The organism is Paucibacter sediminis, assembly GCF_030254645.1.
Taxonomy (GTDB): Bacteria; Pseudomonadota; Gammaproteobacteria; order Burkholderiales; family Burkholderiaceae_C; genus Paucibacter_B; species Paucibacter_B sediminis.
Window position 1 is genome coordinate 1,527,835 of the sequence record NZ_CP116346.1, and the last position, 16,338, is coordinate 1,544,172.

Genomic DNA, 16,338 nt, shown 5'->3' on the forward strand with positions numbered 1-16,338 from the left:
TTGACGGCCCGCCCTCGCAGCGGGTTGAATACCGGCCATGGGCACCGCGCAGGCATTCATCACCGATCGCCAGGCACAGCTTGCCGCGCTGTGCCAGCGTCACCATGCCCGCAGCCTGCATGTGTTTGGCTCGGCCACAAGAGCTGACTTCCGCCCCGCCGACAGCGACCTCGACTTCCTGGTCGACTTCGACGACGCACTGCAGCCGGCCGCCTACTCCCAGGCCTTTTTTGCACTCAAGCAAGGGCTGGAGCAGCTGTTCAACCGACCGGTCGACCTGCTGACCCCCGACGCACTGCGCAACCCCTTCCTGCGCCGCCGCATCGAGACCGAGCAAGTGCCGCTGTATGGCGCCTGACTCGGCCAAATACCTCTGGGATGCCCTGCAGGCCGCCGAGCGCGCGGGCCGCTTCGTGCAGGGCAAGACCTTTGCCGACTACCTGCAGGACGAAATGCTGCGCTCCGCCGTGGAGCGGCAGCTGGAGATCGTCGGCGAGGCCCTGGGCCAGTTGCGCAAGGGTGACCCCGCCACTGCAGCCACGATCCCGGACCTGCCCCAAGCCGTGGCCCTGCGCAATGTGCTGGTGCACGCCTACGCGACGGCGAACGACAAGCTGGTGTGGGGTGTGGTGGAGCAACACCTGACCCCGCTGTGCGAGCGGCTGAGGATGCTGCTGAACTCCGTGGGTTGAGTGCGGCCCATTGCCGCAGCGCCGGGACGGATGGCCCTGGCAGGTTCTGGAAATGCAAGCGAAAAATGCCCGGCTGGTCCGGGCATAACTACTTTTCAGTTGCGCTGGGTGGCGATGAATCGGCCGGATAGGTGCGTGCGTTTGCCCCGGAGCGGTGTACTGCTTCAGGCTGAATGCAGTCGATGGACTTGGACCCGATGGAGGTCGGCTGCCGACCGTAAGCTGAAGTTGACTTGTTCAGATTCAATGTCCGAAAGCCGTCGCTCCATTTAGGGCATACGCTATTTAATCACCCATGCGGTGTCATATGCATAGGCCGCCAAATCACTGGAACGTTGCTCTATCTCGGCAGCAGTCCAAATTTTGGAATTTTTTATGAAAGCCTCCAATGCGTAGCCATGATCTGTAAGAAGTTGCCGCTTTTGAGCAAACGATTTTTCGCCCAATACATCTCCGTTGTATTTAGTAGGAACCGCAAGCAAGTTACCAATGGAGTGAACGGAGGCGCCACCAGCGGCTTGAGCCGCTAAATGTTCGATGGATAGTGAACCCCGGTCAACGTCCACGGCAGGAAACATGCTCTTGTAAATTTTCCAAAGCGTGTAGCGGATCACATCACGTTGGCGCGTATTGGTATAGCTCAGAAGCTTAAACTTTGTGATAAATGTGTCTCGCGGAGGAACCTTGCTTTTAATCTTGGCTTTGAAATTGTTGATGCAAATACCCATCTCGTTTGGCGTCGCAGCGTTGGCAATTTCACGGGCATGCACGGCGTACATCTGAGTAACACCGCCTGAAGATGGCAGCGCACTAATGGTGGTGTAGAGGTAATGATACTTTTCAACGAGTCCAAAAATCTCACGCACTTGGCCGTCTTTGAGATTTTTGGCGTTAAATTGCCTGAGCACGGTAAGCAGCAGAGGATTGGCAATGGTGATGTTGAGCACATCAGAGATACACAGCAACGAGTCTTGTACATCCTTGTTGCCCTTAGTCCACAGATTCAAACTCCCAGGCTCGCTGATGCCGCGATACAAAATGCTGTCGATTTTGAGCTCTTCAATCACGTCTTTGACGTTGGTCTTGTTGACTTGTTCCTTGATCGCCTTGAACAAGAGCTTCTCAGTAGTAAATGGATACTTAGAAAGCCAGTGGTGATGCAAAAAAGTGGTGGTTTCGATGACCTTTTTGCTTTCTTCCAGATTCTTCTGAATGTCTCGCCAGTGATCTTTTGCACGATCCAAGTCTTTTCCCTTGGCTGGGAGCAATCGAAGAATATGATTCTTGGCAAGATCGGATGCCGTGAGGTCTTTGCCGCGTGTATTCAGCGTCTCAAAAATCAGATATGCATCATCTTGGTTATCCAGCGTAATTGAGATCACTTTGAGTGAAAGCAACTTGTCCCGAATTTGATCCAGCCATTTCTTGGCGGCCGCTTTGGTTTTGGCGATATTTTCGCCCTGTGCTTGAATTTCCAAAACGCCTTCGGCTACATATTTGGAGAGCAACGCATAGGCATCGCGAAGTGCCCCTTCTTCAGAGCCTATTTCAATGACATCGCGCTCTTTATCCAAGCTCTGAATCTGACTTTGAAAATATGGGTACGAGGTTTCCGCCTTCAAAACAAACTGAGATTTGTCGTCAAGGTCGCGTGTGACAATCAATCGGTGCACACCTTTTGCGGGAGCATCAAAACCAAGTTCTTTGTATTTATCCCGAATAGCGCACAGAGCAATGGTGATCGTCGTTAGCCGCTGTTGACCATCAACCACGCCATAAGCGGTATTGTTGATGTTGTAGGTCACAAATGCGCCAATGAAATAGTCCTTTTTTACATCGGAAGTGGTGTCCTGCCAAAACTCTTCAATGTGATCCTTCTCCCAAGAGAACGGTCGCTGGAACCTAGGGATGATGTAGGTTCCCGATTCGAGTATTTGGCGAATGTCACGCTCGATGCATTGAATTTTCATGTTTGCGCTCGATCATATGAGCCGATAAGTGTCGGAAGTGACACGTCATCAGTGTAAATTGCCCTGGCTTCTTAAACAGCACTTAGCCTTCAACACGAAGGCAGAAGGGAACTGAGTTCACGGCCCCAAAGTAGTCATTGGTCCATGTCAGTTGCTGGCCTGAAGCGGGCCTTCAATACAAGAGTTCCACCGACCACTGCCGCTGCAAAGCTGACACATCAATCCGTCATGAGTCCCATCCCGCAATTGGTGGCATTGCATCTGCCCAGAGCAATATCACCCAATTCCCGCCTGATGCTCCCTGCAATACTGCAAGCCGCCAAACCGCTTCTCCTGGTTCCAGCAGAACTTGCCTTCCGGGTAGCTGATCTTGCCCTGGCAGGTCGCGCAGACGAGCTTGCGGTATAGCGGATGGCTCGCCACGTCTTCCGTCTTGGACTCCGCGGCAGGAGGGCCGGCTGAAACAGCAGGCGCCAAGGCTACCGACTTGGCCGCACCCACCGATGGCGTTGCCATCGCCGCCCTCGGCTTGATGAAGTCCGGCAATTCCAGCGGATTCACCGGCCGATGCTGGCGGGCCAGCTTCTCGGCCCATTCGCGCAGGGTGTCAGTGCCGTGCCAGTTCAGCAGCTTGCCGAAGACCTCGACCACGCCCACGGACTCGATGTACTGCTCGTGCCAGCGCTGGATCATGTCGGCCTTGATGACGTCGCGGGTGTCGAAACGCTTTTCGTCCGGGCGCTCGATGGTGGCCTTGGGGTGCAACAGCACCACGTGATGAAAGCTGGGCTTCAGGCCACCGCGGCCGGTGATGTCCAGCTTGGTCAGCAGCTTGTCGAGGATGCGCTCATGGCGGCGGCTCTGCTCCAGCGGTGAAGGCACGCCATAGCGGCCACCGCGCGGATAGCTCACCGTCCATTCGCCCTGCTCGTTGATCTGCACATCACCGCTGAAGCACTTGGTCTCGAACAGGTAGAAGTGCAGCGCGCGATTGATGACCATGTGGTCGATCTGCGCCGTCTCGCCGTCAACCACGAAACGCAGGTCGTGCAGCACGGCGTGCTGCTCGCTGTCCTTCTTCCAGTGGTCGATGTAGTGCGCCGCGTCGCGCTCGCCTTGCTGGCCGCGCTGGCAGCGCATCGCCTCGTCTTGCAGCCACTGGCGCTGTTGCCGGTCCAGCAACGGGGACGCCTGCAACTCCTCCAGCAGCTTGAGGCGACGCTGCTTGTCATCTGCCGTCTTGATCAGCATGGCTGCTCCCTAACTCCCTGAGTGCTGCACATTTTGCACCCCGACGCCACAGGGCCTGACGGTGACATGTCACGGAACGCGCAATGCCCGTTGGTTCGGGCCTGCCTCCTCCGGGATTACCCCAGGGCGCGGCACGGCCCGCGTCCGCCGCCTTGTTCGGCTAGCGCCGGCTCCCGCCTCCCTGCGCACAAATCGCCCATTTCTTCGCATGCCAGCCGCCCTGCCGACGCCGGCGCTCCATTGCGCCCAGTTACGATTTCCCCATGCCGTCCCCGTTCCGCCGCCTGGCCTCCCGTCTGCTCCTGCTGCTCCCGCTGATCCTCCTCTCAGCCGCCGCCCACGCAGCCAGCAGCCATGACGCGGGCACCGGGGGGGCGACGCTGGAGGTGCAGTTCCGCAGCGTGCCGGTGCCGCAGAACACCTCGCCCGCGCTGGCGCAGGACAGCACCGGCTTCATCTGGGTGGCCACCAACAAGGGCCTCACCCGCTACGACGGCTATCGCCTGCACCCGATCGAGCAGGCAGGGCAGACGCCGGCGCAGCGCAATCTGGGCTGGGTGCGCGCGCTGGCGCCGGCGCGCGCGAGCGGGCGCATGTGGATAGGCACCGAGTTCCTAGGCCTGATGGCCTACGACCCCGAGTTGGGCCGCGTCGAGGCGCATGGCAGTGCCACGGGGCTGGCGGGCCCGCACACGCCGATACGCGCGCTGGCCGAGGATGGCGAGGGCGCCGTGTGGGTGGGTACGGTGGGCCAGGGCCTCTATCGCTACAGCCCGGCCAGCAGGCAGTTCGAGGCGCATCCGCTGCGCTGGCAGGGCGAGACCGAGAGCCGTGTGCTGGCGTTGCGGGTGGGGCGCGACGGCACGGTCTGGGCCGGCCATTGGCGCGGGCTCTCGCGCCTGCGCCCCGGTGGCCTGTGGGAGGTACTGCCGCTGCCGGGGCTGGACGAGGGCAAGCCGGTGCTGGCCCTGGCCGAGGGCCGCGACGGCCGCATCTGGCTGGGCACGCAGGACGGCCATCTGGGCGTGGTGGCGCCGGGTGGCGCGGTGCGCTGGGTGCAGGCGCTGAACACGCCGATCCAGGCCCTGGCCGAGGCCGCCGACGGCCGGCTGTGGGTGGGCTCCAAGCTGGGCCTGCTGTGGGTCAATACGCAAAGCGGCGCCATCGAGGCGCGGCTGCGCCACGACCCGCGCCGCCTCACCAGCCTGGCCGGCAACGACATCAGCGGCCTGCTGCGCGACAGCAGCGGCGCCATGTGGGTGACCGGTTATGGCCTGGGCCTGCAGCGCCATCAGCAGCACCCGGCACTGGCGGTGCGCGGCCCGGATGCCGACCCCGCTAGCCCGCTGGCCGAGGCCGATGTGCGCGCGCTGCTGACGCTGAAGAATGGCGAGCTGCTGGCGCCCACCCAGGCCGGCCGCGTGGCGCGCCTGGACGGCCGCCCCGGCCATCAGCTGGCCACGCTGGGCAGCCTGCCGCGCGAGCGCAGCACGGTGGTGGAGTCGCTCACCGAGGCGCCCGATGGCAGCCTCTGGATGGCCGCCGCCGGCCGGCTGGAGCACCGCAGCGCGGCGGGCCAGCTGCTGCGCGACTGGCCGCTGGACGGCGGGCGCGCCCAGCGCCTGCTGGTGCGCGCTGGCGGCGAGGTCTGGCTGGGCATGCAGGAAGGCCTGTACCGCCTCGCCGGCCCCGCGGCCACGGCGCTGGAGCGCGTGCACCCCGCCGGCGGCGCGCCCCTGCACGGTGGCATCTATGCCCTGATCGATACCCCCGAGGGGCTCTGGCTGGGCGGCCAGCAAGGCCTGTTCCGCGAGCGCGCGGGCCGGCTCGAGGCGGTGCCGCAGGCGCCCGGCGAAACCCTGGCCAGCCCCATCGTGATGGGCCTGCTGCGCGCGCGCGACGGCACGCTGTGGCTGGACACCACCATCAGCGGCCTGCACCGCCTGCGCGGTTGGGACGCCCAGGGCCGCGCCCGCTTCGAGCGCATCGGCGAGCGCCATGGCAGCGACGGCGTGTTCGGCGGCAATCTGCATGAAGACGGCGAGGGCCGCATCTGGAGCCAGCTCTATGTCTACGACCCCAAGGCCGACCGGCTCGACAGCTTCGGCCCCGCCGAGGGCGCGGCCTTCGGCAGCTTCTGGTTCTTTGCCAGCACCGAGCTGCCCGGCGGCGGCCTGCTGTTCGGCGGCAGCCGCGGCCTCCTGCGCATCCAGCCCGAGGCCTATGCGCCGGCGGCCGAGGACACGCCGCTGGTGATCAGCGCGTTGCGGGTGAACGGTCAGCCTTATCACGCACCGGGTTGGCAGCAGGGCCTGCTGCTGCCCGCCGGCACGCGCACCTTCGCGGTCGAGTTCGCCGGCCTGGACTATGCCGACCCGGCGCGGCTGCGCTACCAATACCGCCTGCAAGGCCTGGAGAACGACTGGACCAACGCCGACGCGAGCGCGCGCAGCCCCAGCTTCGGCCCGCTCAAGCCCGGCCGCTACACCCTGCAGGTGCGCGCCTCGGCGCATGCCGCGGCCTGGGGCGGCTCAATGCTTGAGCTACCCGTCGAGCTGCTGCCCGCCTGGTGGCAGACGCTCTGGGCCCAGCTGGGCGGTGTGGCCCTGGCCCTGCTGGCGATGTGGGGCGTAGTGCGCTGGCGCACCCGCGTGCTGCGCCAGCGCGAGGCCGCGCTGCAGGCCCTGGTGGACGCGCGCACCGCCGAGCTGCGCGAGGCCAGCCTCACCGATGCCCTCACCGGCCTGCGCAACCGCCGCTACCTCGAGATGCGCCTGCAGGACGATCTGCGCCTGTGCCTGCGCCGCTTCGAAAGCGGCGAGTCCGGCCGAAGCATCACGCCGGGCCCCGACAGCGATCTCGTCCTGATGCTGCTGGACATGGACCATTTCAAGCGCATCAACGATCAGCACGGCCATGCCGCCGGCGACGCCGTGCTGGTGCAGCTGGCCGAGCGCCTGCGCCGCGTGTTCCGCGAGACCGACTCGCTGGTGCGCTGGGGCGGCGAGGAGGTGCTGGTGCTGGTGCGCGAGACCAGCCGCAACGATGCCGCCGAGCTGGCCGCGCGCGCCTGCGCCGCGGTGCGCGAGCGGCCCTTCGAGATCGGCCATGGCCTAGCGATGCAGGTGAGCGTCTCGATCGGCTTCACCGCCTTCCCGCTGGATCCGCAGCGGCCGCGCGCCTGGGATTGGCAGGCCAGTCTGAGCCTGGCCGATTCGGCGCTCTATGCCGCCAAGGCGCAGGGGCGCGACGGCTATGTCGGGGCGGTGCGCGCCGACGGCCTGGCGCCCGCCGCGGCGCCGCGCGATCTGGCCGGCTGGCAGCGGGCGCAGGGCCTGACGGTGCGCCTGAGCGGCTCGTCATGAAACCGAGCAAGCTGCGCCAGCTGCTGGCCGCGCGCACGCCCGCGGCACCGACCCCGCCGCCCGGGCCGGAACAGAACGCCCGCGCCCTGATCGCCGCCATCGATGCCGGCGGCATCCCCCTGCACCCCGCCAAGGTCAACCAGATCGCGCGCGAGCTGGGGCTGGAGGTCTCGCGCGACGACCCGGTGGAGGCCACCATCGCGCGCATCCGCACGCGGCTGGCGGCCTGAGGGCCACACTCAGGCCTGCCGCGCCCAGCGCTTGCGGTACTCGGCGGGCGTGAGCCCGCTCCTTTCCTTGAACACCTTGTAGAAGCTGTTGCGGTTGTTGAAGCCGGCGCGGTAGGCGACGTCGGCCACGGTCAGGCTGTGCGCCCCGTCCGGCTGCTCCAGCAGCTGCAGTGCCTCACGGTAGCGCAGCCCGTTCAGATAGTCGTAGAAGCTGCTGCCCAGGTGCAGATTGAGCAGCTCGGAGAGCTGGTGCGGGCTCACGTCCAGCAGGGTGGCCAGCTTGGCCAGCGACATCGCCTCGTCCAGATGCGGCCGATGCTGCGCTGCCAGCACCTGCAGGCGCTCGGCCAGTTCGCGCGCCACCTCGGGCGAGAGCTCCACCACCCGCAGCGGCGCGACCGTGGGCGGCTCAACGGCGGGCAGCGCCGGCTCGGCCGGCGGCGGCTCGCTGCGCCACTCGGAGATGAAGACCTCGGGCTGGTAGACCGCGAACAGCGCGATCAGGTCGACATAGAGCGCCAGCAGCAGCGCGGCCCCGAGCAGCAGCGCCTCAGGCGGCAGCCGGCCCTGCCTGGCCAGCGCATGCATCAGCAGATCGAAGCAGGTGGCGGCGAACAGGCCGCCGGCCAGATAGAGCAGCCAGTAGTAGCTGCTGTTGCGATGCCCCTGCGCCAACTGCGCCAGGCGGCCGCGCTGGCGGCGCAGCAGCCACAGGCCCGCCGCCGCATAGGCCAGCACCTGCAGCAGCAGCAACCAAACCATGGTCGGGGCGCTCACCCAGTCGGCGCCCAGCAGCACCCCGGCGCCGACCAGCAGCAGCGGCAGGGCGTGCAGCAGCAAGGGACCGCGCGCGGGCAGCGGCAGTAGCAGCGCCTGCCGCAGGCACAGCAGCATCAGCGGGCCATAGGCCCAGGTGAGCTGGTAGCGCAGCGCCTGCAGCCAGGCCATGGGCTGGGCAGGCCGCGCCAAGGCCAGATAGGCCTGCATGGGCGGCAGCAACAGCAGCGCCACGAAGGCGGCCATGCCGAGCCGGGCGCCTCGCTCGCCACGGCGGCTCAGCAGCAGGGTCAGCAGCGTCCAGCATCCGAGGCTGAACGAGAACAGCAGGCAGGCTTTCAGCGCTTCGGCGTCGAGAGTCATGATCGGAGGCAGGCGGCCCAGGGCCGCCTGGCAAGTGCGCTCAGCGCGGGAAGGTGTCGAAGGTGCCCGAGAACTGGATCAGACCGTTGTAGAAGTTCTGGTACCAGGTGCCCGAGTTGGGCGTCTTGAACGTGTAGACCATGGTGTAGGGCAGGCTGAAGAAGTCGCTGGTCTGGGTGGCTTCCTCCACCGCCGTGTTGGCTGAGAGCCGCTTGTAGCTGTAGCTGCCCTTGGAGTTGATGTTACCGGGGCCGAAACCCTGGAAGCTCAGCGTGCCGTCGGCGGCATAGCTTTGCAGCACCAGGCCGGCCGAGGGGAAGACGCCGGGCGGCAGGGTCGGCGCCAGCGCCTGCTTGATGATCAGGGCCACGTGCAGGCCGGCGTTGCTGGCCGGGGCCAGCTGCTGGGCCGGGCCGGGCTGGCTGGGTGCGACGGTGAAATGCCCGCTGAGCTGTTGCTGCCCATGGTTGAGGCTTTGCACCCAGGTGCCGCCACGCGGATGCTCGAAGCTGTAGCGGGTGCTGGACTGGGCTTGGCCGCTGTCATCGACCGAGCGCTCCTCCAGCATGTGGTCGCCGCCATGGCGCAGTTGGTAGCTGCCGCTGGCCTGGCGATGGCCGGGGCCGCCGGCGCCCTGCGAAGTCCAGAGCCCCTGCGCCAGATAGCGCTTCACGATCACGCCCTGGTTGGGCAGCGCTGCGGCCGGGGCCACCTTCTCGATCTGCAGATTCAGGTCTAGGCCGACCAGTTGACTCGGCGCCAGGCTAGCCGTGGCCTGACGTTCGGCGTCGGCCAGCGCCGGCGCGCTGGGAAGCAGGGCGCCGAGCAGCAGCGACAGCGACAGGGCGGCGCCAGGCGCGCGGCGGCGCTGGCAGGGGATGGCGGTGGATGTAGACATGGTGAGCCGGGCTCTCGTGGTTGAACAGGAGACCGATTCTGTGAAGCCGGCCCGGCAACCCTGTGTGTTTCGAACGAAGATGACAGCATCACGCACACGGCACGCCTAGCTCTCCTTCAGCGGCGCCGGTGGAACACACAATTGCTCGCATTCGCGCCCGGCTGGCGGGTTCACAATCGACGCAGGGCAAGCCGAATCCAACACCATGATGGGCAGCAGACCAAGCGGGCGGGCGGCAGGGGCATATGGCTGGCTGGCCGCGCTCACGCTGTGCTGCATGCCCTGGGCCGCGCTGGCCGCCGACGAGCCCGAGGCAGCCTCGCCCGAGGTGGAGCAAGCGCTCGAGAACACGCGCCGCTCGGTGCGCTCCAGCACCGAATGGCTGGCGCGCGGCGTGGATGGCTGGTTCGGCAACAAGCCCTTCTCGCAGGGCGGCAAGGTCAGCGACGGCCTGCTGGGCCTCACCCTGCTGACGCGCCAGCACGAGAAGGCCGACTTCAGCCTGCGCTTCAACGCGCGCGTGCGCCTGCCCAATCTCGAAGACCGCGCCTACCTCTTCCTCGGCCGCGACGACCGGCGCGAGGTCATCAGCGACAAGCCCGACGCCTTCTCGCGCCAGCAGCGCCTGCTGCCCGAGAACCCGGCCGACCGCGCCTTCTTCGCCGGCATCGGCCTGCTGGCGCATGAGTCGCTGCAGTTCCGCCTGGGCCTGCGCGGCGGCCTCAAGCCCTATGCGCAGGCGCGCTACAAAAGGCCCTGGCAGCTCGGCCCGGCCGATCTGGTGGAGTTCCGCGAGACCCTGTTCTGGTCGCTCGACGAGCGCCTGGGCTCGACCACCGCGCTCTCCTACGAGCATGCCTTCAGCGCCACGCTGGCAATGCGCTGGCTGAATGCCGCCACCATCACCCAGCACTCGAAGAAGTTCGACTGGTCCAGCGGGCTGGGCGCCTACCGCTCCTTTGGCGACCAGCGCCTGCTCTCGCTGGAGGCCTTGTGCAACGGCCAGCAGGGCTCGGGCGTGGCGGTGTCGGACTATGGCCTGCAAGTGAAGTGGGAGCAGCCGCTGCACAAGGACTGGCTGCTGGGCGAGCTGTTGGTGGGCCATTTCTGGCCGCGCCCGGATGCGCTGAGCCCGCGCGGCCGCGCCTGGGCCATGGGCGGCAGCCTGAAGATGAAGTTCTGAGGCGGGCGCTGTCGAATCCGGCCGCGGCCCTTCGTCGTGGGCATGCGGGCTGCTGCTAAAAAGCAGCCGGCGCTTCACGAAACCACCATCAAGGAGCCTCTCATGACCCAGGCCATCGCCTATCTCGCCTTCAACGGCAACTGTGCCGACGCCATGCGCTATTACGAACGAGCCCTGGGCGGCAAGCTCGAGGTGCTGATGAGCGGCGCGGAATCGCCCATGGCAGCACAGATCCCGCCCGAGTTCGCGCAGCGCATCCTGCATGCGCGCCTGGTGCTGCCCGGCGGCGGCATGCTGTACGCGGGCGACGCACCGGCCCACCTGCCCTACGAGGGCATCAAGGGCGTCTCGATCACGCTGGACTATGCAAGCGCGGCCGAGGCCGAGCGCGTATTCGCCACCCTGGCCGAGGGTGGCCAGGTGACCATGCCCATGCAGGGCGCCTTCTGGGCCAAGCGCTGGGGCATGCTGATCGACAAGTTCGGCACGCCCTGGATCGTCAATGGCGAGCTGATCGCCGTTTGAGGCGGCTCAGAAACCCAGCAGCGGATCGCGTGTGGTGGCCACGGCCATCACATAGCCCAGCATCAGCAGGCCCGCCAGATAAGCCAGCAGGCTGAACTCGCCGCGGCCCATCGCCCAATGCCCGCAGGCCAGGTAGGCGGCGATGGCGATGAACTTGGCGAGCAGCCAGGTGTGCACCAAGGGGTTGTAGTTGAGCGATCCCCACAGGCTCAGGCCGGCGATCACCAGCAGGAAGTTGACGCCGAACACCAGCGCGCGCAGGCGCACGTCCAGCGGCCATTCGGCCTTGAACTGCAGGGCCAGGCCGCGCACCAGAAAAAGCGCCACGCTGCACCAGGCCAGCAGGATGTGCATGTCCTGCATCTGCGAATAGAACCAGCTCATATCGAATCCCTCTGTGCAGAGCTTGGGCAGCGCCCGGGGCGCTGTCAAGGCAGGCTGCTGTCATCTTGCTTTAGGAGGCCGACGCTTGTGGCCGGCCGGGCGACATGGTATCCATTCCCTGGGCCAAGCCCTGGCCCGCCCTGCGGGAGCCGCCATGAGAGTTCGCAAGACGAGTGCTGGCCTGACGGTGCGCGCCATTGCCGGCAGCCATGTGGTGCTGCTGGCCATGCACCTGGATGCCAGCCGCTGCCCGGGCCTGCTGGGCTTTGCCATCCACCGCAGCGACCACGACGAGGACGAGGCCTATTGGCTGGAGGGCATGAAGACCTTCGCCGCCACCGACCCCGGCTTCGGACCCGAGGCGCGCTACTCGACGCGCCAGCATCCCATCCAGGGCTTCACCTGGTCGGACTTCAGCGCCAAGCCCGGCCATCGCTACAGCTACCGCGTGGTGGCGCTGCGCGGCAGCCCAGAGAACCTGCAGGCCAGCGAGGCGGTGACGCTGACGGTGGCCACCGAGACCGAGGCCGGCGGCGACCACGATGTGTTCTTCAACCGCGGCGCCGCCGCCTCGCAGGAATACGCGCGCCGCTTTGCCGGCACGCCCAGCCTGGCCCAGGCGCCCGACACCGACCCGCGCTGGGCCTGGCTCTCGCGCGGCGCCTTCGAGGCCATCGAGCAGTTCATCGCCGCGGCCAGCGGGCCCGGCTTCGGCCTGCGCGTGGCGGCCTACGAGTTCCGCCTGCCGGCCGTGGCCGAGGCCTTGCGTGCCGCCAGGGCGCGCGGCGTGGACGTGCAGATCGTCTACGACGGCTGCCCCAACCCACCCGATGCCAAGACCGGTGCGGTGTTCCCGCGCGACGACAACCGCGCCACCGCAGCGGCGGCCCAGCTGCAGGCCATCTGCACCGAGCGCGTGACCCAGGTCGGCGTGAAGAACCCGCCGATCTCGCACCACAAATTCATCGTGCGCCTGCAGGGCGGGGCGGCCGAGGCGGTGCTCACCGGCTCCACCAATTTCTCCCGGGGCGGGGTGTTCGGCCAGTCCAACGTCGTGCATGTGGTGCAGGACCCGAAGGTGGCCGCCGCCTATCTGCAATGCTGGCAGCTGATCGCCGCCAACCCCACGCCGGCACAGCTGAAGCCGGCGCTGGCGGCGCTGAACGTCAGGCCAGCGGGCAAGCCCCTCAAGGGCGGCAACTGGCTGTTCAGCCCCCAGCCCGGCCTGGAAGCGCTGAACTGGTATGCCGAGATCGCCGCGCGCAGCCCGGGCGCGCTCTTCATGACCTTTGCCTTCGGCATGAACGATCTCTTCAAGGCCGCCTACCGCCAGGGTCAGGCGCCCTTGCGCTACGCCCTGCTGGACAAGCTGCTGGGCCCCGGCATCAGCAAGGCCAGGCAGGCAGCGGAAGAGGCCGAGATGCTGGCGCTGCGCAAGATGCCGCAGAACCGCTTCGCGGTGGGCAACCGCATCGCCGCCAACAGCTTCGACCGCTGGGCCAAGGAGACGCTCACCGGCCTGAACAGCCATGTGCAGTACATCCATACCAAGTTCCTGCTGGCCGACCCGCTGGGCCCCGACCCCATCGTCATCACCGGCTCGGCCAATTTCAGCGCCGCCTCCACCAACGCCAACGACGAGAACATGCTGGTGATACGCGGCAACAAGCGCGTGGCCGACATCTACCTGGGCGAGTACATGCGCTTGTGGAACCACTACGCCTTCCGCGAATGGCTGGCCGCCGGCGCGCCGGGCGCCACGCCCGAGTTCAAGCACCTGGACGTGAAGGACCGATGGTGGCGCGGCTACTTCGGCAACAGCGACCGCAGCCGCCAGCGCGCCTATTTCGCTGGTGTGGCCGGCTGAGCCGCGGCCTCGGTGCGGCTGAAGAAGTCCCACATCACCTCATTGGCCGAGAGCGCCTGCGAGGGCGCGCCCTTGGCGCGGCGCACCGTCCCGCCGCCCGGCCAGGCATGGCCGCCGCTGTCGGTGACGCAGAGCTGCACCGCCGCGCCGCCGCGGCAGGCGGCGTAGCGGTCGCAATAGGCGCCCGGCCGCTCGAGCACGCGGCTGGCCTGGGCCTGGCAGGCGTTGCGGGCGATCCAGCCGGCCAGGGTGGCGGGCACCGAGCGGAACTCGGTGACCTGGCTGCGGTCGCGGAAGGCCTGCGGGCCGGCGCCGCCGCCGAACAGCACATGGTCGTCGTCGCGCGCGTGGATCAGCAGCACCGCGATCGGGCGCGCCGGGCTGCATTGCTGCGTGTTGTCGGTGCCGGCCACGGCGGCAATGCCGCTGAACAGATCGGCCGCCTCGCAGGCCAGGCGCTGCGCCATCATGGCGCCGTTGGACATGCCGGTGGCGTAGATGCGCCGCGCGTCCACCGGCAGGCGGGCCTGCACATCGGCCACCACGGCGCGCACGAAGCCGACATCGTCGACCCCCTGGTCGCGCGCACGGCCGCAGCAATTGCCGGCATTCCAGGTCGCCAGCCGGCCGCCTGGAAAGGCGCTGCTGCCGTTCGGGAACACGGCGATGAAGCCGGCCTGTTCCGACTTGCTGATGAGGCCGTATTTCGCGTCATCGGCCTGCAGTTCCATATGCCCGCCGCCGCCATGCAGGGCCAGCAGCAGAGGTGCGGGCTGGCCGGGCGGCAGGCTGCGCGGCACATGCAGCAGGTAATGGCGCGTCAACCCGCCATGCTGGAGGCTGAGGCGGTAGTCGCCGGGCGCGCTGATGGGGCTGGCCGTGGCCGACAGGGCGCCGCAGGCCAGCAGCAGGGCGCCAAGCAGGCGCGCACGCCAGCCCATCGCTCAGCCCCCCACCGGCAGCGCGGTGCGGTTCACCACATGCTGCAGCACGAAGCTCGAATGCACGCCGGTGACGCCCTGGATGCGCGTCAGCTTGCCCAGCAGCAGGCTCTGGAAATGGTCCATGTCGCGCACCACCAGCTTGAGCTGGTAATCGGCCTGCTGGCCGGTGATGAGCAGGCATTCCAGCACCTCGGGCAGAAGCCGCACCGAGGCCTCGAAGTTGGCAAAGCGCTCGGGCGTGTGCAGGTCCATGGAGATATGCACCAGCGCCATCAGGCTCAGGCCCAGCTTCTTGGCATCCAGCAGGGCGCGGTAGCCGGCGATCACGCCGGCCTCCTCGAGTGCGCGCACGCGCCGCAGGCAGGGCGAGGGCGAGAGGCCCACGCGGTCCGCCAGCTCCTGGTTGGCGATGCGGCCGTCCTCTTGGAGGACTTGCAGAATCTGCCTGTCAATTCGATCCAGCTCCATGACGATGTTCCACATTCCTATGATTGGCGCAATTCTCTGCCAATGTCCGCAAAGATCAAGCCATCTTCGCAATTTTCTGCCCCGCCCCGCCGCCTACACTGACTGCACTGCAATCAGCAGCGAACAAAAAGACCGCCGGCCAACGCCACGCGGTGCAGGCGCGGCCCACCAAGACCGCTGGCCCTGCAGCTCGAACACCCCAGGCCCCACAAGCGTCTGGGGTTGCGGCGTTGGCGCGGCGGCTGCCGCAGCGCTAAGGCCCGGTCTTCAAACCCAGGTAGCTGGAGCCGCGACGCTGCTCGGCGCCATAGTGCACGCCGAAGCCCCCCAGCTCCAGCTCGCCCAGCGTCGCCAGCGCCTGCTCCAGGCTCTCGCGCGTGAGCGGCGGCTTCGCGTGCCGCAAGCCCTCCACCAGCACGCGCGCGGCCAGGTAGCCCTCCAGGCTGATCGAGTCGAAGCTCTTCTCGCCGGCCTCGCGCATGGCCTGCTGGTAGGCCGCCACCACCGGGATGCTGCGATCCTCGGCGTCGGGCACCACCTGGGCCACGGTCACGCCCTGCATGGCCGCGCGCAGAGCCTCGCGCAGGGGCTCCAGGCCGACAAAGGAGAGGCTGTAGAAGCGGCCCTTGAAGCCGGCCGCGCGCGCCTGCTTCACGAAGGCCGCCATGCTGGTGTAGGTGCCCACCACGAAGATCGCGTCGGCACTGCTCTTGCCCACCAGGGCGTGCACGCCCTCTTGCACGTCCACGGTATTGCGCTTGAAGGTGGCCACCGCGCCCAGCGCGATACCCAGGGGCTGGATGCCGGCGCGCATAGCCTCCAGCCCGGCGCGGCCGAACAGATCGGCCTGGTACATCACGTTGAGGCGCTTCACGCCGGCCTTGTGCATGGCCTGCGTCAGCGCCACTGCCTCCTCGCGGTAGCTGGCGCGCACATTGAAGACCTGCGGGTTGCCGGGCTCCGACAGGATGTCGGCGCCGGTGAAGGGGCCCAGAAAGGGGATGCGCCAGCGCCGCACATAGGGCAGGGCCGCCTTGCTGGTGGGCGTGCCGACATAGCCGAACAGCGCCAGCACGCGCTCGTCCTCGACGAAGGCGCGCGTGTTGGCCTCGGCCTGCTCGGGCTCGTAGGCGTCGTCGCGCAGATCGAGCACGATGCGCGCGCCGGCGATGCCGCCATGCCGGTTGACCTGCTCGAAGCAAGACCTGGCCCCGGCGTGGTAGCGCCGGCCCAGCGCCGCGGCCGGCCCGCTCAGCGCCGCCGAGGCGGCGATGCGCAGCTCGGCCTCGGCGGCGGCAGCGCTGCCACCGCCGCCCACCAGCAGACAGGCGAAGGCCCAGAGGGCGCGGCGGCGCGAGCGGTTCGGCATGGTGCCGAGCAGTCTTTCAGGTCCGCCGCCAAAAAGCAAACGCCCGCGGCCA

15 protein-coding genes are annotated in these 16,338 nt (G+C 67.2%); 7 read left to right on the forward strand and 8 right to left on the reverse strand.

From position 1 onward, the window contains the following. The first annotated feature begins 37 nt into the window (after positions 1 to 37). Together PFX98_RS06860 and PFX98_RS06865 are read left to right on the forward strand one after the other, a co-directional pair. Entirely contained in the window at positions 38 to 358 is a 321-nt protein-coding gene (locus PFX98_RS06860; RefSeq protein ID WP_285234436.1) for a nucleotidyltransferase family protein, read from the forward strand. Next, positions 348 to 692 (forward strand): HepT-like ribonuclease domain-containing protein, encoded by a 345-nt coding sequence (locus tag PFX98_RS06865; protein ID WP_285234437.1) that lies wholly within the window; start codon positions 348 to 350, stop codon positions 690 to 692. The genes PFX98_RS06860 and PFX98_RS06865 overlap by 11 nt, the downstream gene beginning before the upstream one ends. Positions 693 to 973: 281 nt before the next feature. Here PFX98_RS06865 and PFX98_RS06870 read toward each other — a convergent pair whose 3' ends face one another. Beyond that, positions 974 to 2,662: a DUF262 domain-containing protein gene (locus PFX98_RS06870; RefSeq protein WP_285234438.1), complete on the reverse strand. Its 1,689-nt coding sequence runs from the start codon at positions 2,660 to 2,662 to the stop codon at positions 974 to 976. 276 nt (positions 2,663 to 2,938) lie between these two features. After that, positions 2,939 to 3,913 (reverse strand): nuclease-related domain-containing protein, encoded by a 975-nt coding sequence (locus PFX98_RS06875; RefSeq protein WP_285234439.1) that lies wholly within the window; start codon positions 3,911 to 3,913, stop codon positions 2,939 to 2,941. Between the two features lie 263 nt (positions 3,914 to 4,176). Between PFX98_RS06875 and PFX98_RS06880 the strand changes: the two genes are divergently transcribed. Both PFX98_RS06880 and PFX98_RS06885 read left to right on the forward strand, forming a co-directional pair. Then, positions 4,177 to 7,278 carry a ligand-binding sensor domain-containing diguanylate cyclase gene (locus PFX98_RS06880; protein WP_285234440.1) on the forward strand — a complete coding sequence of 1,034 codons (3,102 nt, stop codon included), beginning with the start codon at positions 4,177 to 4,179 and terminating at the stop codon, positions 7,276 to 7,278. Then, complete coding sequence (locus PFX98_RS06885) at positions 7,275 to 7,508, forward strand: hypothetical protein (protein ID WP_285234441.1); 234 nt, start codon at positions 7,275 to 7,277, stop codon at positions 7,506 to 7,508. Before PFX98_RS06880 ends, PFX98_RS06885 begins: the two co-directional genes overlap by 4 nt. A gap of 9 nt (positions 7,509 to 7,517) precedes the next feature. On the opposite strand, the gene PFX98_RS06890 is transcribed toward PFX98_RS06885, so the two are convergent. Both PFX98_RS06890 and PFX98_RS06895 read right to left on the reverse strand, forming a co-directional pair. Beyond that, positions 7,518 to 8,648 carry a helix-turn-helix domain-containing protein gene (locus tag PFX98_RS06890; protein WP_285234442.1) on the reverse strand — a complete coding sequence of 377 codons (1,131 nt, stop codon included), beginning with the start codon at positions 8,646 to 8,648 and terminating at the stop codon, positions 7,518 to 7,520. Between the two features lie 40 nt (positions 8,649 to 8,688). Next, positions 8,689 to 9,546 carry a hypothetical protein gene (locus tag PFX98_RS06895; RefSeq protein WP_285234443.1) on the reverse strand — a complete coding sequence of 286 codons (858 nt, stop codon included), beginning with the start codon at positions 9,544 to 9,546 and terminating at the stop codon, positions 8,689 to 8,691. A gap of 205 nt (positions 9,547 to 9,751) precedes the next feature. Here PFX98_RS06895 and PFX98_RS06900 point away from each other — a divergent pair, with 205 nt between their 5' ends. Together PFX98_RS06900 and PFX98_RS06905 are read left to right on the forward strand one after the other, a co-directional pair. Beyond that, a complete protein-coding gene (locus tag PFX98_RS06900; protein ID WP_285234444.1) occupies positions 9,752 to 10,729 on the forward strand; it encodes a hypothetical protein in 978 nt (325 codons plus the stop codon). Positions 10,730 to 10,831: 102 nt separating this feature from the next. Next, on the forward strand, positions 10,832 to 11,254 hold the full coding sequence (locus tag PFX98_RS06905; RefSeq protein WP_285234445.1) for a VOC family protein: 423 nt from the start codon (positions 10,832 to 10,834) through the stop codon (positions 11,252 to 11,254). A gap of 6 nt (positions 11,255 to 11,260) precedes the next feature. On the opposite strand, the gene PFX98_RS06910 is transcribed toward PFX98_RS06905, so the two are convergent. Next, positions 11,261 to 11,638, reverse strand: a complete 378-nt coding sequence (locus PFX98_RS06910) for a SirB2 family protein (RefSeq protein WP_285234446.1) — start codon at positions 11,636 to 11,638, stop codon at positions 11,261 to 11,263. Between the two features lie 154 nt (positions 11,639 to 11,792). On the opposite strand from PFX98_RS06910, the gene PFX98_RS06915 reads away from it, so the two are divergent. Beyond that, positions 11,793 to 13,505, forward strand: a complete 1,713-nt coding sequence (locus PFX98_RS06915) for a phospholipase D-like domain-containing protein (RefSeq protein ID WP_285234447.1) — start codon at positions 11,793 to 11,795, stop codon at positions 13,503 to 13,505. Here PFX98_RS06915 and PFX98_RS06920 read toward each other — a convergent pair. The 3 genes from PFX98_RS06920 to PFX98_RS06930 all read right to left on the reverse strand — a co-directional run bounded on the left by PFX98_RS06920 (position 13,481) and on the right by PFX98_RS06930 (position 16,286). Further along, positions 13,481 to 14,446 (reverse strand): extracellular catalytic domain type 1 short-chain-length polyhydroxyalkanoate depolymerase, encoded by a 966-nt coding sequence (locus tag PFX98_RS06920; protein WP_285234448.1) that lies wholly within the window; start codon positions 14,444 to 14,446, stop codon positions 13,481 to 13,483. The two genes, PFX98_RS06915 and PFX98_RS06920, sit on opposite strands and share 25 nt — an antisense overlap. Before the next feature lie 3 nt (positions 14,447 to 14,449). Beyond that, positions 14,450 to 14,917: an Lrp/AsnC family transcriptional regulator gene (locus PFX98_RS06925; RefSeq protein WP_285234449.1), complete on the reverse strand. Its 468-nt coding sequence runs from the start codon at positions 14,915 to 14,917 to the stop codon at positions 14,450 to 14,452. Between the two features lie 253 nt (positions 14,918 to 15,170). Then, complete coding sequence (locus PFX98_RS06930) at positions 15,171 to 16,286, reverse strand: ABC transporter substrate-binding protein (protein ID WP_285234450.1); 1,116 nt, start codon at positions 16,284 to 16,286, stop codon at positions 15,171 to 15,173. Positions 16,287 to 16,338: the final 52 nt, after the last annotated feature.